This window comes from Bradyrhizobium sp. UNPF46 (assembly GCF_006658625.1).
GTDB lineage: Bacteria > Pseudomonadota > Alphaproteobacteria > Rhizobiales > Xanthobacteraceae > Bradyrhizobium > Bradyrhizobium nitroreducens.
Genome location: NZ_LFJB01000064.1, coordinates 1 through 26,796, shown reverse-complemented (window position 1 = coordinate 26,796; position 26,796 = coordinate 1). Strand labels below are relative to the sequence as shown.

The following is a 26,796-nucleotide window of genomic DNA, read 5'->3' as shown; positions in this document are numbered from 1 at the left end:
GACGGCGGATGGCCTGCACGGGCCGCGGCCGATGGGCTACATAGGGTCCGGAGCTGACGGCTTCGGCCGCGAAGAGATTTAAGGGTACTGCGCTCGATGACTTTCCACTCGATCTACGCTCACGGATTTGCGCGCGTGGCGGCCTGCGTCACCACCTCCCATGTCGCCGATCCCACGGCCAACGCCAAGGCCGTGCTGGCGGCGGCCAATGCCTGTCACGAGCAGTCGGTGGCGGTCGCCGTGTTTCCCGAGCTGTGCCTGTCCGGCTATGCGATCGAGGATCTGGTCAAGCAGGATCCGCTGCTGGACGCTGTCGAGCGGGGCCTTGCCGGCATCGTCGAGGCCTCAGCCGGGCTGATGCCGGTCCTGATCGTCGGCGCCCCGCTGCGCTTTGGTCATCGCATCTACAATTGCGCCGTCGTCATTCATTGCGGCAACGTGCTCGGCGTGGTGCCGAAGACCTATTTGCCGACCTATCGCGAGTTCTACGAGGGCCGGCATTTCGGCTCCGGCGCCGGCATGGTCGGGGAGACCATCGCGTTCGGCGGGCTGCATGCGCCGTTTGGCGTCGACCTCCTGTTCTCGGCCGAGGACGTTCCGGGCCTCACCATCGGCGTCGAGATCTGCGAGGACATGTGGATTCCGGTAACGCCGGCCTCGGAGCTCGCGCTGGCTGGCGCCAGCGTGCTGGTCAATCTCTCCGGCAGCCCGATCACGATCGGCCGGGCGCGCTCGCGCGCGCTGTTGTGCCAGTCGACGTCGGCGCGCTGCCTTGCGGCTTACGTCTACTCGGCTGCCGGCGCCGGGGAATCGACCACGGATCTGTCCTGGGACGGCCAGACCTCGATCTACGAGAACGGCGTGCTGCTGGCCGAGGGCGAGCGGTTCCGCCAGGGCGGCCAGGTCACCACTGCCGACGTCGATCTCGATCTGCTCAGGCAGGAGCGCGCCCTGATGGGCACGTTCGACGACAATCGCCGCCAACGGGAGGCGTTCTATCGCAGGGTGACGTTCGCCTTGAGGCCGCCATCCGCCGATATCGGCTTCCTGCGCAAGGTCGAGCGCTTTCCCTTCGTGCCGAGCGACGAAAGCCTGCTCGAGCAGGATTGCTACGAGGCCTACAACATCCAGGTCGCCGGCCTCGTGCAGCGCATGCGCGCCACCGGCACCAAGCGCGTCGTCATTGGCGTCTCCGGCGGGCTCGATTCCACCCACGCCTTGATCGTCGCCGCAAAGGCGGTCGATCTGCTCGGCCTGCCGCGCGAGAACATCCTGGCCTATACCATGCCGGGCTTCGCCACCGGCAGCGAGAGCAAGACCCATGCGCTGGCGTTGATGCAGGCGTTGCACACGAGCTGGCAGGAGCTCGACATCCGCACCACCGCGACGCAGATGCTGAAGGACATCGGTCACCCCTTCGGCCGGGGAGAGAAGGTCTATGACGTCACCTTCGAGAACGTGCAGGCGGGCCTGCGCACGGATTATCTGTTCCGGCTCGCCAACCATCACGGCGGCATCGTGATCGGAACCGGCGATCTCTCCGAGCTCGCGCTCGGCTGGTGCACCTACGGCGTCGGCGACCAGATGGCGCATTACAACGTCAATGCCGGCGTGCCGAAGACGCTGATCCAGCATCTGATCCGCTGGGTGATCGCATCGAAGCAGTTCAGCGGTGACGTCAACCGCACGCTCGGTTCGATCCTCACCGCCGAGATCTCGCCCGAGCTGGTGCCGGTGGAGCCCGGCCAGAAGCCGCAGAGCACGGAAGCGTCCGTCGGGCCGTACGAGCTGCAGGATTTCAACCTGTTCTACACGCTGCGCTTCGGCATGCGCCCATCCAAGATCGCTTTCATGGCGCAGCACGCCTGGAAGGACGTTGCCAAGGGCGAATGGCCGCCGGCGTTTCCGAACGACCGGCGCAAGGCCTATGACCTCAAGGAGATTCGCCGCTGGCTCGAGGTGTTCCTGCGCCGCTTCTTCGCCTTCAGCCAGTTCAAGCGTTCGGCGATGCCGAACGGCCCGAAGGTCTCGGCGGGCGGCTCGTTGTCGCCTCGCGGAGATTGGCGCGCGCCATCGGATTCGAGTGCCGCGGCGTGGCTCGAGGACCTCGAGCGGAACGTGCCGAACTGATCGGAGCGACGGATCGTTGGGGGTGACCTGATGTCGGCGGCGGATGGGGAAGAAGCGAAGGCGGAGGCCAGAGTCGTCAACGGCCTCTACATCTTCGACATCGAGATGCGCGACGGCAAGCGCGGTCAGGCGAGGGGTGTCGTCGTGCTCTGCGATGGACGCATCATGGGCGGCGACAGCTATTTCTACTACACCGGCAGCTACACCTTCCGGAACGGCAAGTGGCGCGGCGACATGATCGTCAACCAGCACACCGAAGCCGTCGGCCGAACGCTTGCCTTCGGCGGAAGGGAGGTCACCTGCGGCTTCTCGGGCGACTACTCTGCCGGCGGCGCCGAGGTCGAAGGCATGGCCCTGGTCGGCAAAACCAGCGTGACATTCACGGCGAGACTGACGCTGAAAGATGCAATGTGAGCGGGCTCCAGCGGCCGCCCTCCTGAAACGACAACGCGCCGCCCGGATGCCCCAGCCGGACGGCGCGAAGTTGCGTTCAATGTCAGAAAGTTTCGAGGTCCGGAGTGCCTAGGAGTCCGGACCTCGTCACCTTGCCCCAGCCTTCAATCCCCCGCCCCATGTGGTCCCCCAACCCCATGTCGCGCGATCAGAGGGTGATGCCCGTGGAAGTGGCCGCCGATCGATGCACGCGATGTACGTGACATCGCGATAGGATTCCATTCCGGATCACTACGGACACAGATACCGCTTGCCATGTGTCCGTTCGGCATCGACGCCGCGATCGCGATGGCCTGGAACGGGAGCGCGCCAGGAGATGTCCACACCTCCTCACGCTGCGGAACCTGCATTTCACCGGCCTGTCATTGAACTGGTCTAGCGCTGCTCCCGTCATCGTTGACGGTCAAGGAGCAAGCCATGTCGAAGCCGGTGCTGGGCGCAGCATTGTCCATCAAATCGATCCCCGCGCATCGCGACTGGCTTCTCGACCGGCAGCGCGATCTCGAGATCCAGGACTTCTTCCGCGCCGATCTGCTCGACGGCGACTGGCGGAGTGCTGCGACCGACATCAAGCAGATGCTGTCCGGCCATACCGGCCGGCTCGGCATCCACGGCCCGTTCTGGGGCTTCAAGATCGACAGCCACGATCCCATGATCCGCCAGGCCGTGACCAAGCGCCTGATCCAGGGCCTCGATGCCGCCGAATTCCTCGGCGCGACGCAGATGGTGATCCATTCGCCGTTCACGACCTGGGACCACAACAATCTCGATCTCTATTCCGACAACCGCGCCAATATCGTCGAACGCGTCAAGGCAACGCTCGCCGAGGTGATCGCGCGCGCCGAGAGCATCGGCTGCGAGATCGTCATCGAGAACATCGAGGACAAGGACCCGCGCGACCGCGTCCGCCTCGCCAAGGCGCTGGAGAGCGCCAAGGTCCGCGTCTCGCTCGACACCGGCCACGCCAATTATGCCCACATCTCCACCGGCGCGCCGCCGGTCGACTATTACGTCGAAACCGCCGGCGACATGCTGACGCATGTGCATCTGCAGGACACCGACGGCTTTGCCGACCGGCACTGGGCACCGGGCGAAGGCAACATCCCCTGGGTCGCCGTGTTCCGCGCGCTCGGACGGCTGAATTCCAACCCGCGGTTGATCCTCGAGCTTCGCAATCACGACGACGTCCGCAAGGGCGCGGCGCATCTCGCCGCGCTCGGTCTCGCCGAATAATCGTATCATCCAGGGCAGGGCTACCGCCATGAGCAGATTTACCCGTCGCACCATCCTGAAATCCGGAGGCGCTGTCGCGAGCACGCTGCTGCTGCCGCGCTTTGCCATCGCGCAAGGCGACAACCGCCCGTCGGTGACGGTTGCCGTGCAGAAGGTGACCAACGCGAACGTGCTCGACGTGCTGCGCGAGCAGTCCAACGTCGGCGAGCGCGTGTTCTTCTCCTCGATCTGGGAAGGCCTGATCTCCAAGAACTGGCGCGGCAACCTCGAAGCCGTGCCGGGCCTTGCCACCGAATGGCGCCGCATCGACGACCAGACCGTCGAGGTGAAGCTGCGCCAGGGCGTCAAATTCCACAACGGCGACGAGCTGACGGCCGAAGACGTCGTCTTCACCTTCAGCCGCGAACGCATGTTCGGCGAGACCGAGGCCAAGAGCCGAAGCACCATCCAGGCCTTCGAGAAGATCCCGACGCCGCGGCCGGGCAAGGAATTGCCGCCGGACGTGCCCGCGGTTGCCCGCCGCATCTGGCCGGACCTCGTGCGCGTCGATGCCGTCGACAAGTACACCGTGCGCTTCTACAACGCGACGCCCGACGTCACCATCGAGGGCCGGCTGTCGCGCTACGGCTCCGACATCATGAACCGCCGCGCCTGGGAGGAATCCGCAAGCTATCTCGACTGGGCGCGCAAGCCCGTGACGACCGGCCCCTACAAGGTCGTCGAGCTCAAGCCCGACGTGTCGCTGACCCTGGAAGCGCACGACGAATATTGGGGCGGCCGTCCGCCGCTCAAGCGCATCCGCTTCCTCGAAGTGCCTGAAGTGGCGAGCCGCATCAACGGGCTCTTGTCGGGTGAATACCAGTTCGCCTGCGACATCCCGCCGGACCAGATCGCCGGCATCGAGAAGAATTCGGCGTTCGAAGTGCAGGGCGGCACCATCCTCAATCACCGCCTCACCGTGTTCGACAAGAACCACGCCGTGCTCGCCAATCCCCTGGTGCGCCGCGCCTTCACCCATGCGATCGACCGTCAGGCCATCGTCGACAGCCTGTGGGCGGGCCGCACCCGCGTGCCGAAGGGCCTGCAATGGGAATTCTACGGCGACATGTTCAACGCCGACTGGAGCGTACCGGCCTATGATCCCAAGCTCGCGCAGGATCTGCTCAAGCAGGCCAATTACAAGGGCGATCCGATTCCGTACCGCCTGCTCAACAACTACTACACCAACCAGGTCGCGACCGCGCAGGTGCTGGTCGAGATGTGGAAGTCTGTCGGCCTCAACGTCCAGATCGAGACCAAGGAGAACTGGTCGCAGATCATGGAGCGTGCGCCGACCCGCGCCGTGCGCGACTGGTCGAACTCGGCCGCCTTCAACGATCCCGTGTCCTCGCTGGTGGCCCAGCACGGCCCGAACGGCCAGCAGCAGCAGATCGGCGAGTGGACCAATGTCGAGCTGAACAAGCTCTCGGAGTTCCTGGAGACGTCGACCGATCGCGCCGCCCGCAAGAAGGCATTCCGCCGCATGCTGGAGATCGCCGAGCGCGAGGACCCCGCTTACACGGTGCTGCACCAGAATGCGACCTTCACGGCCAAGCCGAAATCGATCAAGTGGAAGGCCTCGCCCGCCTTCGCGATGGATTTCCGCGCCGGCAATTTCGAGGCCTGAGGTGTCGCCGCTGGTCAGCATCGAGGACCTGCGCGTCGCCTTCAGCGGCGTGCCGGTCCTGCGCGGCGTCGATCTCGCCCTGCAGAAGGGCGAAGCGCTCGGCCTCGTCGGCGAGTCCGGATCTGGCAAGTCGGTGACCTGGCTTGCTGCGCTCGGGCTCTTGCCGCGTCATGCGAGGGTCTCGGGCTCGGTCCGGCTCGATGGCCGCGAGCTCCTCGGCGCACCGGCCGCCGAGCTCGACCAGGTCAGGGGCGGGCGCGTTGCCATGATCTTCCAGGATCCCGCGAGTGCGCTCAATCCGGTGCTGACCATCCGCAGGCAGCTCTCTGAAGCGCTGGCGCTGCACCGCGACCTTTCCGGCAACGCCGTGAAGGCGGAAGCGCGGCGGCTGCTCGATCTCGTCGGCATTCCTGATGCGGCACGGCGGCTGGAGGCCTATCCGCACGAATTCTCCGGCGGCCAGGTCCAGCGCATCATGATCGCGATGGCGCTCGCCGGAAATCCGGACCTCTTGATCGCGGACGAGCCCACAACGGCGTTAGACGCCACCATCCAGGCGCAGATCCTGGAGCTGCTTTCCACCATCCGCCGCGAGATGAACATGGCGATGGTGCTGATCAGCCACGATCTCGGCGTCGTCGCGGAAAACTGCGACCGCGTCGCCGTGATGTATGCCGGCCGCATCGTCGAGCAGGCCCCGAGCAACCAGCTGTTCGCCGATCCCGTGCATCCCTATGCGCAAGGCCTGATCGGCGCGCTGCCGCCGCTCGACGGGCCGCGGCGGCGCCTCACTGCCATCCCCGGCACGGTGCCCGATCCCGCGCAGATGCCCGTTGGCTGCGCCTTCGCGCCGCGTTGCGCGATGGCCGCCGAGGCGTGCGGTGTTTCCGCGCCGAGTCTGGCGCCCATCGCCGATGATCGGGCTGTCGCCTGCATCCGCGCCGAAGCCTCGCGCCGCGCGCTGCTCGGGATCGCCGCCGAATGAACCCGCCGCTCGTCGAGGTGTCCGCGATCTCTCGCAGTTATTCCATGCGTTCCGGGATGTTCGGCCGAGCTGCGGCCGTGCACGCGGTCGATGGCGTGTCGCTGACGATCCGCAAAGGCCAGACGCTCGGCCTCGTCGGCGAGTCCGGCTCCGGCAAGTCAACAACCGGGCGCATCGTGCTCGGGCTCGAGCCGCCGGACAGCGGCGAGGTGCGGTTCGACGGCAAGCCGATGGCTACGCTAGAGACGGCCGCATGGCGTGCGCAGCGCGCCCGCATGCAGATGATCTTCCAGGACCCGCTCGGCGCGCTGGACCGGCGCCTGCCGGTGGCAACGCAGATCCGCGAGCCGCTCGACATTCACGGCCTCGGCACGGCCGCGGAGCGCGAGGACCGGGTGCGCGAATTGCTGCGCGCCGTCGAGCTGACGCCGGTGCATGGCGTGCGCTACCCGGGTGCGCTGTCCGGCGGCCAGCGCCAGCGCATCGTGCTGGCGCGCGCGCTGGCCACAAAGCCTGATTTCCTCGTCTGCGACGAGCCCGTCAGCGCGCTCGACGTCTCGATCCAGGCCCAGGTGGTGAACCTGCTCTGCGATCTCCAGGCTCAGCTTGGCTTGACGCTGCTGTTCATCAGCCACGATCTGCGCGTCGTCAGGCAGATCAGCACGATCGTCGCCGTGATGTATCTCGGCCGCATCGTCGAGATCGGCAGCGCCGACGATCTCTTTGCGCGCCCCGAGCATCCCTACACGCAGGCGCTGGTCTCGGCATCGCCCGCGCCGGGCCGCCGCAGTGCCGGCCGCATCGTGCTGGCAGGCGATCCGCCGAACCCGGCGGCACGCCCCAAGGGCTGCGCCTTCCATCCGCGCTGCCCGCGCGCCATCACGCGCTGTACGAGCGAGGTGCCGGCGCTCTCGGCCGTCGACGGTGACAGGCAGGTGGCCTGTCATCTCGTCACGGGCACGCAGGCGCGGGACGCCGCGTGATGGGACGCTATTTCGTCCTTCGCATTGGCCGTGCCGCGCTCACGATCGTGCTCGTCGTGACCTTCGCCTTCGTCGTGCTGCGTCTCTCGGGCGATCCCGCGCTGATGATCCTGGGACCCGAGGCGCCGCCCGAGGTGCTCGCGGCCTTCCGCAAGGCCTGGGGCCTCGATGATCCCATCTGGTTCCAGTATCTCGATTACTTCCACGCTATCGCCAAGGGCGAGCTCGGCCGCTCCATGCGCGACGGCCGCCCCGCGATCGAGCTGGTGCTGGAGCGGATCCCGGCAACGCTGGCGCTGACGCTGCCGGCGTTTGCCTTCAAGGTCGCACTCGGCGTTCCCGCCGGCATCTACGCCGCGCTGCATCGCGGCTCCGCCATCGACCGCGCCGTGATGATGACGGCGGTCGCCGGCTTCACCGTGCCAAGCTTTGTGCTGGCGCTGCTGCTGGTTCTCGTCTTCGCCGTGCAGCTCGGCTGGCTGCCCTCGGGCGGACAGGACAGCTGGCGCCATGCTATTCTGCCGATCGCCACGCTGAGCCTCGGCGGCGCCGCGGTGCTGGCACGCTTCACCCGCAGCGCCATGCTGGAAGTGCTCGGCCAGCCCTACATCCGCACCGCGTCCGCAAAAGGCGTGCCGTGGCGCAAGGTGGTGACCTCGCACGCGCTGCCGAACGCGGCGATCCCGACCGTGACCATTCTGGGCTTCATGGTCGGCACGCTGATCGCAGGCGCCGTCGTGGTCGAGAGCGTGTTTGCATGGCCGGGAGTAGGGCGGCTGCTCGTCGTTGCGGTCGCCAACCGCGACCTCGCCGTCGTGCAATGCATCCTGCTGCTGGTCGCGATGACCATGGTCACGTCGAACCTGATCGTCGACTTCCTCTACGGCTTCCTCGATCCGCGGCTGCGCGCCAAAGGAGCGCACGCATGACCGACGCGACGTTGAAGGACACGGCCAGCGGCCGCCGCATCAATCTCCCAGCGATTCCGGTCTCGGTCCTGCTCGCGATCACCTGGATCGTCGCGATGCTGGTGGTCGCAGCTTTCGCCGAGAAGCTCGCGCCGTACGGCTACACTCAGCTCGACCTGCGCAACCGGCTCGCCGCACCCGGCAACGTCGCGCACTGGCTCGGCACCGACGAGCTCGGCCGCGACGTGCTGTCGCGGCTGCTGGTCTCGATCCGCATCTCGCTGCTGATCGCCTTCGGCGCGACCGCGATCTCGGCGATCGTCGGCACCACGCTCGGCTTCCTCGCCGCGCATTTCCGCGGGATCGTCGAGCAATTCGTGCTGATGCTGACCGACTTCCAGGCCAGCATGCCGTTCCTGATCATGGCGCTCGCGGTGCTCGCCTTCTTCGGCAATTCGCTGCCGCTGCTGATCGGCCTGATGGGCCTGTTCGGCTGGGAGCGCTACGCCCGGATCGCCCGCGGCCTTGCCATCTCGGCCAACGCGCAAGGCTATGCCGCCGCCGTCCGCCAGTTGGGGGCGACGCCGCCCCGGATTTACCTCCGGCACATCCTGCCCAACATCGCCTCGACCCTGATCGTCTCGACCACGCTGGTCTTCCCCGAAGTGATCCTGATGGAGTCGGGCCTGTCCTTCCTCGGGCTTGGCGTGCAGCCGCCGATGACCAGCCTCGGCAACATGGTCGGCTACGGCCGCGAATACCTCACCCGGGCGCCCTGGATCATGCTGGCGCCGGCCACCACCATCGTGGTGACGACGCTGGCGGTCTCCGTGATCGGCGACTGGCTGCGCGATCGGCTCGATCCGACGCTGCAGTAGGTCTCACACTCGTGTCCCGGACGCGCGAAGCGCGAGCCGGGACCCAGGAGGCCGCAGCACACGCGGCCACATGGGCCCCGGCTCTGCAGCGCACCGTCGCGCCGGACGATGCTTCGCATCGCCGGGATGACGCTGCGCTGCGTCCGGGGCACGGACCAGCCCCCGCGCCGGGAGCAGGGGAGCCCTGTCCGCCCCAAGTTCCCGTTGCGCCCGTTCCCCCCGTGCGCTATCCGGCCGGAAAGGCCTGAGGTGGCACCATATTTTCCCGCCCGGCCCACGCAAACCCGAGGACGGAAACCGCCATGCCAGCCTATCGCTCCCGCACCACCACTCACGGCCGCAACATGGCGGGCGCCCGCGGCCTCTGGCGCGCGACCGGCATGAAGGACGGCGATTTCGGCAAGCCGATCATCGCGGTCGTCAACTCCTTCACCCAGTTCGTGCCGGGCCACGTCCACCTCAAGGACCTCGGCCAGCTCGTCGCCCGCGAGATCGAGCAGGCCGGGGGCGTGGCGAAAGAGTTCAACACCATCGCGGTCGACGACGGCATCGCCATGGGCCATGACGGCATGCTCTACAGCCTGCCGTCGCGCGAGCTGATCGCCGACAGCGTCGAATACATGGCCAACGCGCACTGCGCCGACGGCCTCGTCTGCATCTCCAATTGCGACAAGATCACCCCCGGCATGCTGATGGCCGCGCTGCGGCTCAACATCCCCGCCGTGTTCGTCTCGGGCGGCCCGATGGAGGCCGGCAAGGTCAAGCTGCAGGGCAAGACCAAGGCCGTCGACCTCATCGACGCCATGGTGGCCGCCGCCGACTCCAAGGTCAGCGACGAGGACGTCAAGGTGATCGAGCGCTCGGCGTGCCCGACCTGCGGCTCCTGCTCGGGCATGTTCACCGCCAACTCGATGAACTGCCTGACCGAGGCGCTGGGCCTCGCGCTGCCCGGCAACGGCACCGTGGTGGCGACCCATGCCGACCGCAAGCGGCTGTTCGTCGAGGCTGGCCACACCATCGTCGATATCGTGCGCCGCTACTACGAGCAGGACGATGCGAGCGTGTTGCCGCGCAACATCGCCAATTTCACGGCGTTCGAGAACGCGATGACGCTCGACATCGCGATGGGCGGCTCCACCAACACCGTGCTGCATCTGCTCGCCGCCGCCCATGAAGGCGAGGTTAAGTTCAGCATGCAGGACATCGACCGGCTGTCGCGCCGCGTGCCCGTGCTCTGCAAGGTCGCGCCATCGGTCGCCGACGTGCATGTCGAGGACGTGCATCGCGCCGGCGGCATCATGGGCATCCTGGGCGAGCTCGATCGCGCCGGTCTGATCGACACCGCGGTCTCGACGGTGCATGCGCCGACCATGAAGGAGGCGCTGGAGCGCTGGGACATCAAGCGCACCAAGAGCGAGACGGTGCGCACCTTCTACCGCGCTTCGCCCGGCGGCATCCCGACGCAGGTCGCCTTCAGCCAGGAGCGCCGCTACGACGAGCTCGATACCGACCGCGAGAAGGGCGTCGTGCGTGATCTCGCGCATGCCTTCAGCAAGGACGGCGGCCTCGCCGTGCTCTACGGCAATCTCGCGCAGGACGGCTGCATCGTGAAGACCGCCGGCGTCGATGCCTCGATCCTGAAATTCTCCGGCCCCGCGCGCGTGTTCGAGAGTCAGGACGCCGCCGTGGAAGGCATCCTGGGCGGCAAGGTCGTCGCCGGCGAGGTCGTGGTCATCATCTACGAAGGCCCGCGCGGCGGCCCTGGCATGCAGGAGATGCTGTATCCGACCAGCTATCTGAAATCGATGGGCCTCGGAAAGGCCTGCGCGCTCGTCACCGACGGCCGCTTCTCCGGCGGCTCGTCCGGCCTGTCGATCGGCCATCTGTCGCCGGAAGCCGCCGAAGGCGGCAACATCGGTCTCGTGCGCACCGGCGACATCATCGCCATCGACATCCCGAACCGCAGCATCACGCTGGAGGTCTCCGACGAGGAGCTCGCCAAGCGTCGCGCCGCGGAAGAGGCGAAGGGCGATACCGCCTGGCAGGCCGTGGGCCGCAAGCGCAACGTCTCGACCGCGCTTCAGGCTTACGCCGCGCTCACCACCAGCGCCGCGCGCGGCGCGGTGCGCGAGGTGAAGCGGCGTCCGAAATAAGGGCCTTGTAGCCCGGATGGAGCCAACAGGTCGGCGTCAAGCGCCGAGCCGTTGGTGTAATCCGGGGCAAATGCGAGGCGCGACGAGAGACCGGTCCCGGATTGCGCTACGCTCCATCCGGGCTACTCATCTGGTCGTTGCGCCAGCATCAATGGTCAACGAGTCCTGAACGGCCGGCTTGCGCCGGCCGTTCGCGTTAAGGATGCCTCCACGAAGTTCGGCAAAGCAAGGTTTTGCGGCGTATACTGCGCCAACCTTCGCAAATCCATTTCGGGCAATTGGGGCACCACATAATGTCGCGTACTCTTGCTGTTGTTTTCTCCACCGCCGTCGCTGCGATTTCCATGACGGGCGCAGCCTCTGCCGGCTGCTACAATTGCTACGCACCGCCGCCGTGCCAGACCTGCTATCAGCAGCAATACGTCGCGCCGCAATACCGCACCGTCGACGAGACGGTGATGGTGTCGCCGGGCGCCGTAGTCGCGCACCGCACGCCCGCGCAATACCGCACCGTGATGGTGCCGCAGACCGTGATGGTCGCGCCGCCCAGCGTCCAGTACCAGCGCATCCCGCCGCAATACGCCACGCGCCAGCGCGTCGAGATGGTCTCGCCGGGCTATTCGTATTACGCGCCGGTGCAGATGGGGTGTGCGTCCTGCGGGTACTGAGGCCAACGCAGCAACGACGAAATTCACGCGGCGCTCCCTCGGGCGCCGCGTTTTCTTTTGCACGGCTTACGGAATCGCCACCTTGTTCGACACGACTATGCGGCGCCGCAACCGGTCGGTGAGCGTGATGTAAACCGCCCTTGGCCGCTGGGTGATGGGAACCGAGAAATAGAGTTGCGAGAGATTGGACGGATCGGCGAAGTCACAGAATCCGTAGAGCCTTTGGCTTCTGGCGTTGTAGATATCGACCCAGGTCCGCGACGCCGAGGTATTGAGCCCGCACGGCGGCAGCTTTGGTGATTCTGCGAAGAGCGCAGGCGAGTAATTGCGCCAGTTGACCACCGTCAGCCCGACAATGAGCGTTGGGCCAAAGACCAGTTGACCGGTAAATTGAAGCACCGGACGCGGAAACGGCTGCGCCACTGCAGGTGTCGCAAATCCAACCAAGAGCGCAACGGCTACCAGGAGTCGCTTCAGCCTCATCTTCATCCTCCGTCCATGGCATCAACCCACGCTAGCGACGGGCGGCGGAAATCCTTTGATCCGGGTCAACGGAGAGGTGCGCTCCGCAGGCGCCAAGGCGTCTTAAACGATGGCCGCAGCAGGGCCTCGCCAAGTCCCGGGCGGCAACAACGCCCTCGCAGCCGCCCAAACTCCATCACACAGCAGCCCAACTTCGCGTTGCCATGCGCCGTCGACTGCGTTAAGCGACAGCCATTCCAGGCTTGGAAGGGTGGCCGAGTGGTTTAAGGCACCGGTCTTGAAAACCGGCGTGCCCGCAAGGGTACCGTGGGTTCGAATCCCACCCCTTCCGCCAGTAAAACTTCATAACTTGTTGATCTGCTGAAAGAATAATCGGCATAAGCAATCAATTCCTAAACTCTTTCCTAAGCCGTCGTACTTCTAGCTAAAGGACGAGAGTGAGATCGCGTGGCCTAGGGTTGGCGAGGCAGAACCACGGCGAGCGTTGGTAGGAAGGTGAGCAGGACGTAGGAGACATGTAGGTTAAAAGAAATCTCACCATTTTCCTGTGATTCTCTACGCCCTGAAAGGTGCTCGTCATGGCGGAAACTTCCATCGAATGGACCGATGCAACGTGGAACCCAGTGGCTGGTTGCAGCATCCTCTCGCCTGGTTGCACCAATTGCTACGCAATGCGGATGGCGGCACGCTTGGAGGCGATGGGCGCGGAGAAGTACCGCGGCCTTACTCGTAAGACTGGCGGCCGAGCTAAGTGGACCGGCAAACTATTCCTTGATCGCAAGGCACTGGAGACGCCTAAGCGTTGGAGTAAACCGCGCCAGATTTTTGTAAACTCGATGTCCGATCTTTTCCATTCAAACGTGCCGGCTTCGTTCGTGGCCGAGGTCTGGGCAACTATGGCGGCGACTCCACGCCACACCTACCAGATCCTCACGAAGCGACCGGATCGGATGGCTGAGATCACATCAGGACTGCCGGTGCTGCAAAACGTTTGGCTAGGCACTAGTGTCGAAAGTGCGGATTATTTCGGCAGGATCGATGAACTGCGTAATGTGCGCGCTGCGGTACGGTTCATCTCGTTTGAGCCGCTGCTCGGCCCAGTGGCCGGCGCCAACCTCAAGAATATTCATTGGGCAATTGTGGGAGGCGAGAGCGGGCCCGGCGCCCGGCCGATGGATGCCGAGTGGGTTGGCGAGATCAAGCGCGCCTGTCGACGGCACAAAACAGCGTTTTTCTTCAAACAGTGGGGCGGCAAGAACAAGAAGGCTACAGGTCGCATGCTGGACGGCCGCACCTATGATGAGATGCCAGCCTTGAGTATGTGATTGCCGACGTTCCTCGCCAATCTGATGGCTGCGGGGTTCTGGCTCGATATACAAAAGAATAAAGAAAAACGCTGTGGCCGCTCGTGCAGTGGCAACGGCAGAGGGTCAAGGACAGCACCAAAGATCGTCTCTAGCCGCTTCTTAGCATAGGCTTCTAACGCCACAAGATCAGCGTCGCGTCGCCGGGACACTCCGTCATCGCCGCCAAAAAGGTCGGACGTTGTGTTTGCAGAATACAAATCGCGCTCCCAATCGTCCGTGCCCAGCATACGCGTTAAAGCTGCTCTTTTGTCATCGTCCAAGTCGGCGTGGTCGCGTGTGGCTTGACGGTAGAAGCCTGCCAGCGAAAACAAGTACCAGACATCGATCGCTTGCGTTTTCGCGATGGCCACTAAAGTCGACCAGTCGACCTCCATGCCGTACGGATCGAGGAAGAGAACAGCGCGGGTCGATCCCCAGCTGTTTGACGCGAGCAGGGACTTCAGTCCTTCGTTCGCGTCTTTCTTCACGACTGCGATGCGCCTGTTGGGGTGTCTCGCTCGCAGGTCTTCGAGCGCTCGCACATATGACGGTTTGTTTTCGATGAACACCAGAAAATCAAAGCGGGGGGTAACATCGATTGCGATTTTCGCGGAGCCGCGGCGGCGCTCAATCCGCGCTGGTTCACCAGCGTCAATCAAGTTGGCTGGAATAGCCTCATGACGAACTGTCCGATAGCCGGTACCTGCAAAGGCGTCGATATACCAAAGCTCTGGGAATTTCCTACGCAGGGCGGTCGTAAAGAAGTGAAGATACTTTTCGACTATCGAAAGCTTTAGCTCGGTGTGCTGGTCGCCAAACTCGTGATCAGTCATAGGTCCTCCGTCTTCCGAACGCGCGTGTTCAAAATGCTTCATTCCGCGCAACGTAGCTCGCTACCTTGATTGACGATTGGCAGTCACTTTATTAAGCAAGAACGTCCAAGCGCCAAGTGCGGCCCGCGCGATCAACGATCGGTCTTTCACGAATCCGGAAGTCTACTTTAGATAGTCCGCGCCCCATTAGCGTCGCTGTGTACAACCAGCAACGTCGGCGGCCGATAGAATCGCAATCTTCATTTCTTCTGATCAGCTTGACGGCTTTGCTGTGGAGGCCGGCTTCTTTGGCCTGGCGCTGGTGCTGCGGCCGAAGCTTCTTGCTGCTTCTTCAACTCGGCAACCCTTGCCAGCTCTGCGCGCTTAGCGTCGGCCTCTTCCTCCTTTACCAGGAGGTATCCTTTCTCCGCCATGCAGCCTTGGCCAACGGTATCAGCGGCGTTTGATCGCTCCTGAGCAGCCATAGCAGCCGCCAAACCACCGCTAGCAACGGACACGCCAGACAGTGCGGCCTTGTTACGCTCTCCAAGGCAGGAAGTCCTATCGACTTCGAATTGCGTTTGTAGAACGGGGTTGTCACGAGAGGATTGGCCGTCGACCCGCACCCATCCCATTTTTGGCGCGGCGGCACAGCCGCCCAGTGCCGCGCAAAGCACCACAATTCCCAAATTACGCATTTTGGCCCCCCGGACCTAAAGCGTCATCCAATCGCAACCGGAACGATAGCGCAAGCCGTAACGCACCGGATGTTGTCATTCTTAGGTGGGAAGCTCGCGGCTACTTCATTACCGCCGCGACTCAGGAGAGGGCTTCCGCAGCGCGATTGCGCGCTCTGTGGAGGCGAACATGGCAAGCGTCCTATTATCTCGTTCTAAGCTTCATTGGTCTTGACCCCGTTTCCCCTGCAATCTCAAATGGCATCCGATGGGGACAGGAAGTCCGCGGCAGGATGATGCGATGTTGAACCGTTTTTTGGCTACGAACGCAGTGATATTGCTTGCAGTCTTGGGTGCCAAGACCACAGCAGTTGCCGCGCCTTCGGCACAACATGCAGCGGCTGCGACGGGACAGGTGCTTTGCGACGCGAGAGGATGTCGTCCGGTCAAAAGTGGATGCCGACTGGAATATCGAACCGGCATTGCTGGAGGTGCGGTACCCACGGGCGGCAACGTTGAGATCTGCCCTCGCCAGTCGGCTCGATAGAGAGGCGCGCGCTTCAGGCTGACGGGCCTCTTCCTTCGGGCCATCCAATCATGTCGAACTTCATGGGCGAGCTGCGCGCATGGGCGTGGAGCGCGTGCGCAAGATGTGTCGAGCCTGATTCTTCGACCGAAAAACTATTGTGTCCTTGGACCAAAAAACTATTGTGGCTCGGCTGGCTTATCGCGCTCATGGCTTTCGGCTTCGGCGGCTGCGCACGCGTCCATGCCATGGCACCTGCTTAGATAGTACCGAGCGCCCGCCACGATCGAGCAAACGGCGAGCACGGTAACCAGCAGGATGATCATCCACCGCCTATTCGACATTCCATGACCTTCTGTGATGACAGCCTTCTACCAACCGCTGTCCGATATCCCGATCGTGAAGGCAAGGAGAAGATGTGGTGCCCATCCGCCACTCGATCCGACCGCGATCCGTCGGCCAGGCTTTCCCCGAGCAGGTGACCAGTGAATCAAACGTCCAGTCCAGCCGCGCTCGACAAGCTCAAGCTCCGCATTCAGGCGTTGCGCGCCAAGACGATCGCCAATGGTTGCACCGAGGACGAGGCGCTGTCGGCCGCCGCCAAGGTCGCCGAGCTCTTGGATCGCCACGATCTGTCGCTCTCCGACGTCGAGCTGCGCGCCTCGCCGTGCGAACGGAGGGTCTTCGAGACCCATCGCAAGAAGCGAATTCCCCTGGACGATTGCGTCGGCGCGATCGCGCATTTCTGCGATTGCCGGGTCTGGCGCGAGAAGAACGCAAGCGGGGAGAACATCTATGTGTTCTTCGGTCTCGGCGCGGATGTCGAGGTCGCGCACTATCTGGCCGAACTGATCGACGGCGCCGTGCGCGCCGAACTCGGACGCTTCAAGACCTCGGTTGATTACGGCAGGTTCCGGCACCAGCAGCGGCATCTGGCCAACGCCTCCTTCGCGCTCGGGATGGTGGCTTCGATCGCGGACAGGCTGGTGGCGATCAAGGCCAGTCGCGATCAAGTCAACGAAAGCACCGGCCGCGGGCTGGTCGTCCTCAAGACCTCGGTGGTCGATGCAGAATTGGACAAGCTCGACCTCAAGCTCCGGACAGTGCGCAGCACCAGCCGGATGGTCTCGATGACGGCCTATGAAGCCGGCGGCGCTGCCGGAGCGTCGCTGGCCATCAATCCCGGCCTTGGCGGGACGCAGTCAGGGACCGTCCGCAAGGGAAGCTGAGGGGCGCGGCTTCGGCCGGAATTGAGAACATGGCGATGTCAGCCGTCCATGCTGACGGCGTGCTGATGAAATGCAGTCCAGCAGTGTCACCGTAATTCAGCATCACCGTAATTCCGGTCCGCCACGGCCCATGTCGGAGCCCGATGCGATAGCCGATTTGGGCCGGTGCTATGATGGCTCGCCGTGAATCGTGCGCCCCGTCGATGCTGCCGGAACATCTCTTTCATGGGTCAGGGGTTTGCGATATTATCGCTTGACGAGTCGTCTAGTAATGCGATATTATCGCCCATGAAAACGATCGCCCTCACGTTGAGCGCCGCGAAGGATCTCGATGCCCTTCCGCAAGACGCTCGCGAGCGGATCGAAGCTGGGCTTCACCGCTACGCCATGACGGGCCAAGGCGACGTGAAGGCCCTTCAGGGCCGTGACGGCTACCGTCTTCGCATTGGCAGCTACCGGGTAATCTTCGATGAAGATGCTACCACGATCCTGGCGATCTACATCGGCCGCAGGGCTACGACGACTTACAAAGGGAGCTAAGGCTATGAGTGGACCACAGATCATTCGGACGCCTAACGGCGAAGAGCTCGTGGTGCTGCCCCGGGCCGAATATGAGGCACTCCTTGAGCGCGCCGATCGTGAGGCCGAGGATGCTGATGACGTCGCCATCTACGATGCGCGGAAGGCCGAATTGGCTTCCGGCGGCGTCGTGCTGCCCCCGGAGGTTAGTGCTGCGATTCTTCGAGGTGAGAGCCGGCTGAAAGCCATTCGCAACTGGCGCGGTGAGACGCAACTATATTTGAGTTTCAAAACAGGTATCGGTCAGGGCTATCTGTCCGATCTCGAAAGTGGGCGTCGCACGGGAACCCCCGAAACCATTGCGAAACTCGCGAAGGCTTTGGACGTGCCGCTGGAGTGGCTTTCGTAGACATAGTGCTCATCGTCGTCGTGCACGGCCCGCCAGCATTGATCGGCGCGCTGGTCGTGGAGGAGAGGGGCGCGTGACCCGCGCTTGGCTCCGGACGAGCCACGCGGGTTCTTGCGCCCCGTCTCTTCGGGGCTTTCGACGAACCGAAAGCCTCAGCTCTTCGGACTTGCACCCTTCAGCGCGTTCCATGCCGCCTGGTTCGCTTGATCAAAGGCCTTCCGGGACTCTGCGAGGGCGTCGCTCAGGACCGACCAGGATTCGCTGCCGGCCTGCTTCAGCTTCTGCAGACGCGCCTCGGCCTCGGACGCATCGGATTTCATCTGCTTGAGCGCGGCATCGACATCGACGGTGCGGGCTGAGGCCACTTTGCCCGCGGCGTCGCGGAATTTGTCCGCGGCTTCGCGCCAGGCTTTTGCCTGTGCGGCCGCAACGTCCTTGAACGTGGCCTGCTGCTGCTCGAATTGTTTGCCGGCGCCTTCGAAATAGGTCTTCACCTGGGCTTCGAAGCCAGCCCACTGCTTTTCCAGGTCGGCCTTTGCCTCGGTCCAGGCGGCTTCACCTGCTTCGGCCTGGGTCTTGAGCATTGCCTGAAACGCGTCACGGCGCGTCGTCAGGTCGGACAGGAGCTGATCTGTCTTGACCTTGGACTCAGCCTTGGCCTGGCCGGCCTTGACCTCGAACGAGGCCAAGGCGGCATCCATTTCGTCGATCCGCTCCTTGGCCCAATTGAGGTAGAAATGCATGCTGCTCTGCTGTGACATGGCCGTCTCCATCTACTTGCCGGAGCTAAGACAGCAGAGCCTGGGCTTGCCCGTATTGACCTGTCTCAACGACGACGCTTTCCGAGCCTTGGGAACTTTCCATCGTGGACGGATGTTCCGAAGATGGCGGTCAGTTTCTGGTCCCGGCGGGCCAGAGGGTGCTTTTCGCGGACTCAAAAAGACGTTACGCCGCCGGGACTTAGCTACTGTGCATGGGGTTGTTTTGCGGTTTTTGTCGGGGAGCGTAGGGGGCAGTTGAATTGGGTTCGGGCGATGCGCCCGGTGCGGCGCTGCGGAACTCTTTCCTCAGCTCCGCGTTATCTCGGCATGACTGGTGACCTTTCTTTCCGACGCAAACCCCTGACCCCCGAGCAGCGCCAGGCGCGCGATGCGGCACGCCGGATCGAGGCCGAAAAGGCCATGCGCGACCACGAAGAGGCGCAGAAGGCGTTCTACGCCAATAAGGAGCGGCTGAGGGCCGAGCGGCTCGCACGCGAGGCGGCAACGGCAAAGGCCTGACCGATCGCGGTCGGCGTGCCCTGGATTGATCGCCCGAGGATGACCGGAGCTAGTGCCGGTGGGAGACCCGCGTCGCGCTCAAGGCCAGCTTCAGCGCCTCAACGGCGCCTGCCAATGCGCCGCGAGGCGATTTGGCCTCGATAGCTTCCGCCGCGATGCGGCAATCGTCGGCGACCTTGAGCAATCCGCTTCGCGCAAGGTCCAGGGTGGAAAGGGCGGCCTGCTCCAGGCAGACCCGTTCAAGTCGTCGAAACTCCCGCAGCTCTCTGTTCATGCGTCAGCTCTCGATTTCCACGCACCCATGCGGCGCTGAGTCTGCTTAACGAATGGTAAACACCTTCCCTTAGCCGGTCTGGCTGGCCCGAAGCTGGTAGCCGCCGCAAAGGCGCTGGGCCTGCCACCAGCGCAGGCTTGACGCCGTCTGCCTTCCGCCGGAAGATTCAAATGATCCTCAACTGACGTGAATGACGGAGACGTTCGCTCCCAGCCAGTCCGATCCCCATCAGCGAAAACGCAATGGAGCCGACCATGACCACGTTCGACAAGCGCGAGCAGGGCTTTGAGGCCAAATTCGCCCACGACGAGGAGCTCATGTTCAAGGCGACGGCCCGGTCCAACAAGCTGCTCGGGCTCTGGGCTGCCGGCCAGCTCGGGCTCAGCGGCGATGCCGCGACGAGCTACGCGACGGCGCTGGCGACGGACCATCTGGAGAGCCGGACGATCGACGAGGTCCTGGACAAGGTGTCAGGCGATCTCGTCGCCAAGGGTGTGGCGCGCGAGCAGGTCGCCGCGAAGTTCCAGGAATGCCTGCATCAGGCCGTTCAGCAACTCGAAGCAAAGGCCTGAGCAAGGCGCGGTTTGCTGCTCACAGCTCCATGTACACGATCTCGATGGGCTCGCCGCCGAGGCCGTGCGAGAATTGCCCTCTGCCTGTGCTTCTGAAGCCGTATCGTCGGTAGAAGCCTTCCGCGTTGATCGTGGCTTCAAGACGGATCGGCCCCGTATGGCCCAGCCGCGCTTGGACTACGCCGATATCGAGCAGCCGCTGGCCGAGACCGGAGCCGGCCGCCTCGGGCAGGATGAACAATCGGGTCACCTCGCCGGGCTCGGCATCGACGAAGCCGACGACGACGTCGTTGCGAAGGCAGACGGTCATTCGTCCCTTGGCGATGAGGTCCTCATAGAAGCGGGGTGTCCGTTCGCCCATCCAGTTCTCGATCTGCAGCGGTGAATAACATCCCTGTGCAAGGCCGGCGATCGAGGCTTTGGTGATGTTGAACACGGTCTCTGCGTCGTCCGGACGCGCCGGCCTGAAGGAGACGTCATCGGTGGACATGTGGACTCCGGATCCAGCAGGTGTATCGCAAATTGAGCGCGTCACTCGGCATGTTTGCGCATTCCGGAGTCGCTGATCTTGTCGACATAGGCGATGCCGAGCGCCGAGACGATGAAGGTGATGTGGATCAGCACCTGCCACATCACGCCGGTCTCGGTGTAACCGGCGCGGTTCGAGCCGAGATTGCCAGCCTCGATGAAGGTGCGCAGCAGTGCGATCGAGGAAATGCCGATGATGGCCATGGCGAGCTTGATCTTGAGGACGCTGGCATTGACGTGGCCGAGCCATTCCGGCTCGTCCGGATGGCCCTGCAGGTCGAGCCGCGAGACGAAGGTCTCGTAGCCACCGACGATGACCATCACCAGCAGGTTGGAGATCATCACGACGTCGATCAGCGCCAGCACGCTCATCATGATCTGCTGCTCGGTGAGATCGAGCGCGTGCCAGGAGAGGTGCCAGAGCTCCTTGAGGAACAACGCGATGTAGACGCACTGCGCCACGATCAGCCCGAGATAGAGCGGCAATTGCAGCCAGCGCGAGCCGAAGATGATCATCGGCAGCAGACCCAGGCGCGGCAGGGGCGGGCGTGGTTCGGTACGAGGTTCGGATTGGGGCCCAGGCTCAACCGACATTCAGGCAGCATCCTCGCAATCGCAACGATCTCGCTTTCATCTAGCCCGACAAGATGGCCGGCGGAAGACGCCGCGCGCCTCGGCGTCGGCGGATCGCGTCATTTCGTGCTAGCGTGCCGCGGCCGTCGCGTGGCGGCCCGGATCGGGAGGCGAGGCGTGATTCAGCGCGGCTTCGGCAGGTGGACCGGCGGGGTCGCGCTCGCCGGTGCGATCATGATGGGCGCCGGCGCCACGGACCTGTCGGCGACACCGCTGACGCCGTTTCGCTACGAGGCGCAGGCACAGCGTCATTGTCCGCAGGACAGGGTGGTCTGGCTGGATTTTCGGAAGGGCGTCTACTACCGAAAGGGCCAGAAGCGGTACGGCCAGGGATTCGACGGCAGCTTCGTCTGCCAGACCGAGGCCCGCGACGGCCGCTATCGCCGCTCCCTGCTGGGCCTGCGCTGAGCGGATGTGCGCTCGATCGTCCGACTATTTCTGACCAGTCAGCCTCATCGGGACGTGCGGGGAGGTGCTGATGACTCGAGGGCTTCCGTCGGGATAGGTGCGGTGTCCGCGGATCAGCGATTCCAGAACCAGGAAAAACTTCTCGGCAAGCATTTGCGTCACCCTCGTTGGTGATGGCCTCTTGAAATAGGTCGAGGCGCCGAACTCGGAAATTCAATCAACTAGACGGGAGCGCGACCGTACCGGTCACGTTGCGTGCCGCGTCGCGGTGGTGCCGCGGGTTGGAAATTCGGAAGGGGAGTGTGGCGCTCAGGCGAAGGCCAGTGCCATGAGGCTCGAGCAGAGCAGGACCAAACCGCCGGCGGTCAATGCCAGGAAGCCGTCAGAGACCAGATCATGGTTGCGCATGGGACACCTGCCGCTCTCGTCTTCGATGCTCGGTCGGATCGATTAAAATTGTCCGAACGTGCCGTCTTGAAAGAGGTGATGCTTGCCTCTCGCGCGAGTGCCGTCAGGCCCTCGTGCGGTAGCCTTCAAACGCATGGGCCAGGAAGATCCCCGCGCTTACCAAGCCCATCAGTGCCGAAACCGTCTCGATCATCGTTAAATTCCAAATCCCGCCCTTGCATCCGAGAGAACGCGTGCGGCCTTGCACAGTCAAAAGAATTCCAGTGAAGCCGGCGACAATGGGGGTGGAGTGAGGATTTGGCGCAACAGAATGTCCGGGATGTTCCGTAGAACAACGGAAAAATGCGAACGTCCCGTTTACCATCCCGGCGGGATCGCTGCGCGCTCCCCATTTCCGCCGTGTTCGGGTTGCGTTATCGTTACCGCTTCCGGCGCGGTGGTGGGCCGCCTCGGATCAAAGGACCGGACGGGCTGCGCCGCTGCCAAGGCGGATTGGGCAGACCTCCGACGGAATGGTATTTGGGGCGAATGGGGATCCGACGGTCAGATTCGGTTTTGCGGGCCGCGCGCGGTGTTGCGGCGGTCGCAACCTGCGTTGCGCTTGCCAATTGCGCCTCCTCCAACAAATTCGCCAACCGCGTCGATCCGAAATACGGCGTGTCCTCGAGCCCCCGGGTGGTCGCTTTCGGCGAGCCGGTCCCGAAGGGCGGCGGCACCTACCGCGTCGGCAAGCCCTATGTCGTGGCGGGCAGGACCTACGTTCCGGAGGAAGACGTCAACTACCGCGCTGAGGGCATGGCGTCCTGGTACGGCGATGACTTCCACGGCCGCCTGACCGCCAATGGCGAGGTGTTCGACATGACGTCGCTGACCGCGGCGCATCCGACCCTGCCGATGCCGTCCTACGCCCGGGTCACCAACATCTCGAACGGCAAGTCGCTGATCGTCCGCGTCAATGACCGCGGGCCCTATCACGGCAACCGGCTCATCGACGTCTCGAACAAGGCCGCCGAACTCCTTGAATTCAAAGGAAATGGTGTCGCCAAGGTCCGTGTCGAATATGTCGGCCGGGCGCCGCTCGAAGGCTCCGACGACCGCCAGCTCCTGGCGACCCTGCGCACCGGCGTTCCGGCGCCGTCGCCCTCGATGGTCCGGGTCGCCTCGGCAAGACCCTTCGTGCCGGAATTGCCGGGATCGAGCCGCAGTGCCATTCGCGGCGACGTGCCGATGCCGGAGGGGCGGCCCTATAATCTCGGAACCACCTCCGCCGACATGGCCTCGCTCAATGCGACCTCGGAAATGTCGGCTTCGAGCCGCAGCCGGGGCCGGGCGCTCCAGAACGCCCGCGCGGTATCCTATGACACGGACGGCCGCTACGCCGCCGAGAGCACGTCCTCATCGGCCGACGGCGCCGCCGAGGCCCGCAGCATCCTGAGCGGTCGCGGGCTCTACTAGCCGCAGGCACCAAGCAAGCAGATCTGGCTGGCGGCGTCGCGCGCACCGGTTCGCCGTCATCTCCCGGGATCAGAACGGGATGCGTGCGCGTCCCGAGAACGTCCATATCTGCGTGTTGCCGCCGATGCCGCCGAGCTCGGCGCCGAAGCCGACCGCGGCCCCACTCGCCAGCCTGGCACCGATGCCGCCCGTAACCCGCGCCGACCAGCCCTGGAGCAGCGGTGTGGACGCCAGCGGTATGCCGCCCGCAGCGACGATCGCGGCCGCGTCGTCCTGGGTGAAGTAGTAGTCGGCATAGACGCCGGCATACGGCGCCAGCAGCACACTATCGAGCCACGGCACGGGATAGGAGATCCTGTTGCCCGCAGACGCACGGCCGCTCGAGAAGGTGCGGGCAGCCTGCTGGGTGCCGAGCGAATCGACATAGGCATTCTCATGCTCCCACAGCGCGTACACCTTGGCCGACGGCTCGATGGTGAAATTGGCCCAGTTGTAGGTGCCGGTGAAGCCGGTCGCGAACATCCAGCGATTGCCGTTGAAATTGCCCTGGGCCGTGCCGGCGGTGCCGTCATAGCCGATGCCGGAATAGGTCACCGCCACGTCGTAGCGCAGCGTCGGGATGATCTTCCAGCCGAGATAGGCGCCGACAGTCCAGCCGTCGCCCTTCAGCTTCCCGTTGATGTCGGTCTGGGTGTAGCGGAAGTTCTCGTAGCCGCCGGTCATACCGACCAGCAGGTTCGGCGCCGCCCGATAGGTCAGGCCGGACAGCAGGTTGATCTGCTGGCCGTAGAGCGTGGCCTGGGTTGCCCCCTGACCGATATTACCGGACGAGCCCCATCGGTCGATGCCGGTGCCGCGCACGTCGATCCAGAACAGCCAGTCCTTTTGCTGCTTGAAGCGCGCGACCGGCGCCGTGTTCGGCGCGGCCCGGTCGATGGCGGCGAAGGCGTCGTCGATCCGCGAGGCGCCTCGCGTGGCGCGGCCGCCCCGGCCGGAGCTTTCCCTCCCGGCATGGGCATTGGCGCTTTGGGACGCGGACTGGGGCTTGCCGTCATCCTCGTCACCGTCAGGCGCGGCGGCGAAGTTGACGCGCAGCCCGCCGGCGCCCGGCATGACGTATTGCCCGCCACTGCTGAACCCTTCCGAGATCGCGGTGTCGATCGCGCCGGAGATCGCCTGGCCGGAGTTTTGCGCCACCACCTTGGTGACGTTGAGCTGGAGCGCGCGCAGCCTGGCGCTGTCGGCGGGAATGTCGACTGACTGGGTCAGCGCCGGGGATGTCGAGGCATTGAAGGCGGGACTGCCGTTGTAGGTCGCCGTCATCGTGTGATTGCCGACGACGAGCGTCGTGGTTGCCAAGGTGGCGATGCCGGCTGACAATGTGGACGTGCCGATCGGTGTCGTGCCGTCGAAAAACGTCACCGTTCCCGTCGGCGTCCCGCCGGAGCTGCTTACGTTCGCCGTGAACGTCACCGACTCACCGTAGCTGCTCGGGTTCTTCGAGGAGGTGAGGGCCGTCGCCGTCGTGGCGGACAGATAAGTGAACCTGTCTGCGGCCGAGGTGGGCGATGCGCCACCGCCTGTCGTCACGGTGACGTCGACCGTGCCGGCGCCGGGCGGCGATGTCGCCGTGATCGACGTTGCCGAGTTCACCGTGAAGCTCGTTGCATTGTTGGTGCCGAATTTTACTGCGGTGGTGCCGGTGAATCCGGTCCCCGTGATTGCAACTGACGTGCCGCCGACCGCCGATCCGGAGGCCGGCGCAATCGAGGTCACGGACGGTGCGGGCGTGTAGCTGAATTGATCCGATGCCGATGTGGCTGATGTTCCGCCCGGTGTCGTTACGGTCACATCGACGATGCCGGTGCCGGTGGGCGAGGTTGCCGTAATCGAGGTTGCCGAATTGACCGTGAAGCTCGCGGCATTGGTTGCGCCGAACTTCACGGCGGTCGCACCCGACAGTGCAGAACCGGTGATCGTGACAGAGGTGCCGCCCGCTGCAGGCCCTGCGTTCGGCGAAACCGACGTGACTGCCGGCGCTGCGGCGTAGCTGAACTGGTCGGCAGCCGAGGTGGCCGACGTCCCACCTGGCGTCGTCACCGTGACGTCAACCGTGCCGGTGCCGGCAGGGGACGTGGCGGTGATCGAGGTCGAGGAGTTGACCGTGAAGCCGGTCGCATTCGTCGCGCCGAACTTCACGGCTGTCGTGCCGGTGAAGTTGGTGCCTGTGACGGTCACAGACGTTCCGCCGGCGAGCGGGCCAGCGGTCGGCGAAATCGACGTCACCGTCGGCGTGCCGAAATAGGTGAACTGGTCGGCCGCCGAAGTCGCGGACGTGCCGCCCGTCGTCGTCACCCTGACGTCCACGACACCGGCCCCGGCCGGCGAGGTCGCGGTGATCGATGTCGCGGAATTGACCGTGAAGCCCGTCGCAGCCGTTGCCCCGAAGGTCACGGCTGTGGCGCCCGTGAAGTTGGTGCCTGTGATGATCACCGATGTGCCGCCCACCGCCGGGCCCGATGTCGGCGAGATCGAGGTGACGGTCGGCGAGGGGATATAGGTGAACTGGTCCGCAGCAGAGGTCGCTGAGGTACCGCCGGCGGTCGTCACCCTGATGTCAACCGTGCCGGTGCCGGCCGGCGATGTGGCCGTGATCTGGGTCGCCGAATTGACGGTGAAGCCGGTCGCCGGCGTTGCGCCGAAGGTCACGGCCGTTGCACCGGAGAAGTTGGTGCCGGTGACGGTGACGGTGGTGCCGCCCGCACCCGGACCCGACGTCGGTGAGATCGAGGTGACGGTTGGTGCTGCGACGTAGGTGAATTGGTCGGCGGCGGAGGTCGCCGACGTGCCGCCCGTAGTCGTCACCCTGATATCAACCGTGCCGGTGCCGGCGGGGGACGTGGCGGTGATCGAGGTCGCCGAATTGACCGTGAAGCCTGTTGCCGCCGTTGCTCCGAACGTGACCGCGCTCGCGCCGGAAAGGTTTGTGCCGGTGATGACCACGGTCGTGCCGCCGGTCTGCGGACCAGCCGTCGGCGAGATCGATGTGACTGTCGGCGTGCCGACATAAGTGAACTGGTCGGCAGCCGAAGTTGCCGACGTTCCGCCTGGGGTCGTGACCCTGACGTCAGCCACGCCGGTCCCCGCCGGCGAGGTCGCCGTGATCGATGTCGCCGAATT

Annotated in this window: 26 protein-coding genes and 1 tRNA gene; 19 read left to right on the top strand and 8 right to left on the bottom strand. The window is 64.5% G+C overall.

Features of this window, described 5'->3' with window-relative positions:
• Nucleotides 1–96: 96 nt before the first annotated feature.
• The 10 genes from UNPF46_RS24280 (at nucleotide 97) to UNPF46_RS24235 (ending at nucleotide 12,057) form a co-directional block, all read left to right on the top strand.
• The gene (locus UNPF46_RS24280) at nucleotides 97–2,130 is read left to right on the top strand and encodes an NAD(+) synthase (RefSeq protein ID WP_142251689.1); all 2,034 of its coding nucleotides are present in this window, start codon (nucleotides 97–99) and stop codon (nucleotides 2,128–2,130) included.
• Nucleotides 2,131–2,160: 30 nt separating this feature from the next.
• Nucleotides 2,161–2,544 (top strand): GrlR family regulatory protein, encoded by a 384-nt coding sequence (locus UNPF46_RS24275; protein WP_100174748.1) that lies wholly within the window; start codon nucleotides 2,161–2,163, stop codon nucleotides 2,542–2,544.
• A 456-nt stretch (nucleotides 2,545–3,000) separates the two neighbouring features.
• Complete coding sequence (locus UNPF46_RS24270) at nucleotides 3,001–3,816, top strand: sugar phosphate isomerase/epimerase family protein (protein ID WP_142251688.1); 816 nt, start codon at nucleotides 3,001–3,003, stop codon at nucleotides 3,814–3,816.
• Nucleotides 3,817–3,844: 28 nt separating this feature from the next.
• Complete coding sequence (locus UNPF46_RS24265; RefSeq protein ID WP_142251687.1) at nucleotides 3,845–5,482, top strand: ABC transporter substrate-binding protein; 1,638 nt, start codon at nucleotides 3,845–3,847, stop codon at nucleotides 5,480–5,482.
• A gap of 1 nt (nucleotide 5,483) precedes the next feature.
• Complete coding sequence (locus UNPF46_RS24260; protein ID WP_142251686.1) at nucleotides 5,484–6,467, top strand: ABC transporter ATP-binding protein; 984 nt, start codon at nucleotides 5,484–5,486, stop codon at nucleotides 6,465–6,467.
• Nucleotides 6,464–7,450, top strand: a complete 987-nt coding sequence (locus tag UNPF46_RS24255) for an ABC transporter ATP-binding protein (protein WP_142251685.1) — start codon at nucleotides 6,464–6,466, stop codon at nucleotides 7,448–7,450. The genes UNPF46_RS24260 and UNPF46_RS24255 overlap by 4 nt, the downstream gene beginning before the upstream one ends.
• Nucleotides 7,450–8,379 carry an ABC transporter permease gene (locus UNPF46_RS24250; RefSeq protein WP_181770087.1) on the top strand — a complete coding sequence of 310 codons (930 nt, stop codon included), beginning with the start codon at nucleotides 7,450–7,452 and terminating at the stop codon, nucleotides 8,377–8,379. Before UNPF46_RS24255 ends, UNPF46_RS24250 begins: the two co-directional genes overlap by 1 nt.
• Nucleotides 8,376–9,236, top strand: a complete 861-nt coding sequence (locus tag UNPF46_RS24245) for an ABC transporter permease (protein ID WP_142251683.1) — start codon at nucleotides 8,376–8,378, stop codon at nucleotides 9,234–9,236. Before UNPF46_RS24250 ends, UNPF46_RS24245 begins: the two co-directional genes overlap by 4 nt.
• A 302-nt stretch (nucleotides 9,237–9,538) precedes the next feature.
• Nucleotides 9,539–11,389, top strand: a complete 1,851-nt coding sequence (gene ilvD, locus UNPF46_RS24240; RefSeq protein WP_142251682.1) for a dihydroxy-acid dehydratase — start codon at nucleotides 9,539–9,541, stop codon at nucleotides 11,387–11,389.
• A gap of 344 nt (nucleotides 11,390–11,733) precedes the next feature.
• On the top strand, nucleotides 11,734–12,057 hold the full coding sequence (locus UNPF46_RS24235) for a hypothetical protein (protein WP_100174741.1): 324 nt from the start codon (nucleotides 11,734–11,736) through the stop codon (nucleotides 12,055–12,057).
• A gap of 66 nt (nucleotides 12,058–12,123) precedes the next feature.
• Here the strand turns inward: UNPF46_RS24235 and UNPF46_RS24230 are convergent, their stop codons facing one another.
• Entirely contained in the window at nucleotides 12,124–12,546 is a 423-nt protein-coding gene (locus UNPF46_RS24230; protein WP_142251681.1) for a hypothetical protein, read from the bottom strand.
• Nucleotides 12,547–12,784: 238 nt separating this feature from the next.
• On the opposite strand from UNPF46_RS24230, the gene UNPF46_RS24225 reads away from it, so the two are divergent.
• Nucleotides 12,785–12,874, top strand: a tRNA-Ser gene (locus UNPF46_RS24225).
• Between the two features lie 244 nt (nucleotides 12,875–13,118).
• The gene (locus UNPF46_RS24220; protein WP_142251680.1) at nucleotides 13,119–13,865 is read left to right on the top strand and encodes a DUF5131 family protein; all 747 of its coding nucleotides are present in this window, start codon (nucleotides 13,119–13,121) and stop codon (nucleotides 13,863–13,865) included.
• Here the strand turns inward: UNPF46_RS24220 and tcmP are convergent.
• Together tcmP and UNPF46_RS24210 are read right to left on the bottom strand one after the other, a co-directional pair.
• Nucleotides 13,835–14,719, bottom strand: coding sequence for a three-Cys-motif partner protein TcmP (gene tcmP, locus UNPF46_RS24215; RefSeq protein WP_142251679.1), 885 nt, complete (start codon nucleotides 14,717–14,719; stop codon nucleotides 13,835–13,837). The two genes, UNPF46_RS24220 and tcmP, sit on opposite strands and share 31 nt — an antisense overlap.
• A 239-nt stretch (nucleotides 14,720–14,958) precedes the next feature.
• The gene (locus UNPF46_RS24210; RefSeq protein WP_142251678.1) at nucleotides 14,959–15,396 is read right to left on the bottom strand and encodes a hypothetical protein; all 438 of its coding nucleotides are present in this window, start codon (nucleotides 15,394–15,396) and stop codon (nucleotides 14,959–14,961) included.
• Between the two features lie 990 nt (nucleotides 15,397–16,386).
• Here UNPF46_RS24210 and UNPF46_RS24205 point away from each other — a divergent pair.
• The 3 genes from UNPF46_RS24205 (at nucleotide 16,387) to UNPF46_RS24195 (ending at nucleotide 18,058) form a co-directional block, all read left to right on the top strand.
• Nucleotides 16,387–17,130 (top strand): DUF7168 domain-containing protein, encoded by a 744-nt coding sequence (locus UNPF46_RS24205; protein WP_142251677.1) that lies wholly within the window; start codon nucleotides 16,387–16,389, stop codon nucleotides 17,128–17,130.
• 288 nt (nucleotides 17,131–17,418) lie between these two features.
• A complete protein-coding gene (locus UNPF46_RS24200; protein ID WP_142251676.1) occupies nucleotides 17,419–17,670 on the top strand; it encodes a type II toxin-antitoxin system RelE family toxin in 252 nt (83 codons plus the stop codon).
• A 4-nt stretch (nucleotides 17,671–17,674) separates the two neighbouring features.
• Nucleotides 17,675–18,058 carry a helix-turn-helix domain-containing protein gene (locus UNPF46_RS24195; RefSeq protein WP_142251675.1) on the top strand — a complete coding sequence of 128 codons (384 nt, stop codon included), beginning with the start codon at nucleotides 17,675–17,677 and terminating at the stop codon, nucleotides 18,056–18,058.
• Between the two features lie 152 nt (nucleotides 18,059–18,210).
• On the opposite strand, the gene UNPF46_RS24190 is transcribed toward UNPF46_RS24195, so the two are convergent.
• A complete protein-coding gene (locus tag UNPF46_RS24190; RefSeq protein ID WP_142251674.1) occupies nucleotides 18,211–18,819 on the bottom strand; it encodes a sll1863 family stress response protein in 609 nt (202 codons plus the stop codon).
• A gap of 327 nt (nucleotides 18,820–19,146) precedes the next feature.
• Between UNPF46_RS24190 and UNPF46_RS24185 the strand changes: the two genes are divergently transcribed.
• Nucleotides 19,147–19,338, top strand: a complete 192-nt coding sequence (locus UNPF46_RS24185) for a hypothetical protein (RefSeq protein WP_100174735.1) — start codon at nucleotides 19,147–19,149, stop codon at nucleotides 19,336–19,338.
• Between the two features lie 49 nt (nucleotides 19,339–19,387).
• Here UNPF46_RS24185 and UNPF46_RS24180 read toward each other — a convergent pair whose 3' ends face one another.
• Nucleotides 19,388–19,612 carry a hypothetical protein gene (locus UNPF46_RS24180; protein ID WP_100174734.1) on the bottom strand — a complete coding sequence of 75 codons (225 nt, stop codon included), beginning with the start codon at nucleotides 19,610–19,612 and terminating at the stop codon, nucleotides 19,388–19,390.
• A 254-nt stretch (nucleotides 19,613–19,866) separates the two neighbouring features.
• Between UNPF46_RS24180 and UNPF46_RS24175 the strand changes: the two genes are divergently transcribed.
• On the top strand, nucleotides 19,867–20,184 hold the full coding sequence (locus UNPF46_RS24175) for a DUF1476 domain-containing protein (RefSeq protein WP_174718684.1): 318 nt from the start codon (nucleotides 19,867–19,869) through the stop codon (nucleotides 20,182–20,184).
• Between the two features lie 19 nt (nucleotides 20,185–20,203).
• Here UNPF46_RS24175 and UNPF46_RS24170 read toward each other — a convergent pair whose 3' ends face one another.
• Nucleotides 20,204–20,674: a GNAT family N-acetyltransferase gene (locus tag UNPF46_RS24170; protein ID WP_100174732.1), complete on the bottom strand. Its 471-nt coding sequence runs from the start codon at nucleotides 20,672–20,674 to the stop codon at nucleotides 20,204–20,206.
• A 41-nt stretch (nucleotides 20,675–20,715) separates the two neighbouring features.
• The gene (locus UNPF46_RS24165; protein ID WP_100174731.1) at nucleotides 20,716–21,306 is read right to left on the bottom strand and encodes a TIGR00645 family protein; all 591 of its coding nucleotides are present in this window, start codon (nucleotides 21,304–21,306) and stop codon (nucleotides 20,716–20,718) included.
• A gap of 213 nt (nucleotides 21,307–21,519) precedes the next feature.
• Between UNPF46_RS24165 and UNPF46_RS24160 the strand changes: the two genes are divergently transcribed.
• Both UNPF46_RS24160 and UNPF46_RS24150 read left to right on the top strand, forming a co-directional pair.
• Nucleotides 21,520–21,753, top strand: coding sequence for a hypothetical protein (locus UNPF46_RS24160; RefSeq protein WP_502705500.1), 234 nt, complete (start codon nucleotides 21,520–21,522; stop codon nucleotides 21,751–21,753).
• Nucleotides 21,754–22,689: 936 nt separating this feature from the next.
• Nucleotides 22,690–23,616 (top strand): septal ring lytic transglycosylase RlpA family protein, encoded by a 927-nt coding sequence (locus tag UNPF46_RS24150; protein ID WP_142251672.1) that lies wholly within the window; start codon nucleotides 22,690–22,692, stop codon nucleotides 23,614–23,616.
• A 69-nt stretch (nucleotides 23,617–23,685) separates the two neighbouring features.
• Here the strand turns inward: UNPF46_RS24150 and UNPF46_RS24145 are convergent.
• The coding region (locus UNPF46_RS24145) for an IPT/TIG domain-containing protein (RefSeq protein ID WP_181770086.1) at nucleotides 23,686–26,796 on the bottom strand (3,111 nt) is incomplete at its 5' end.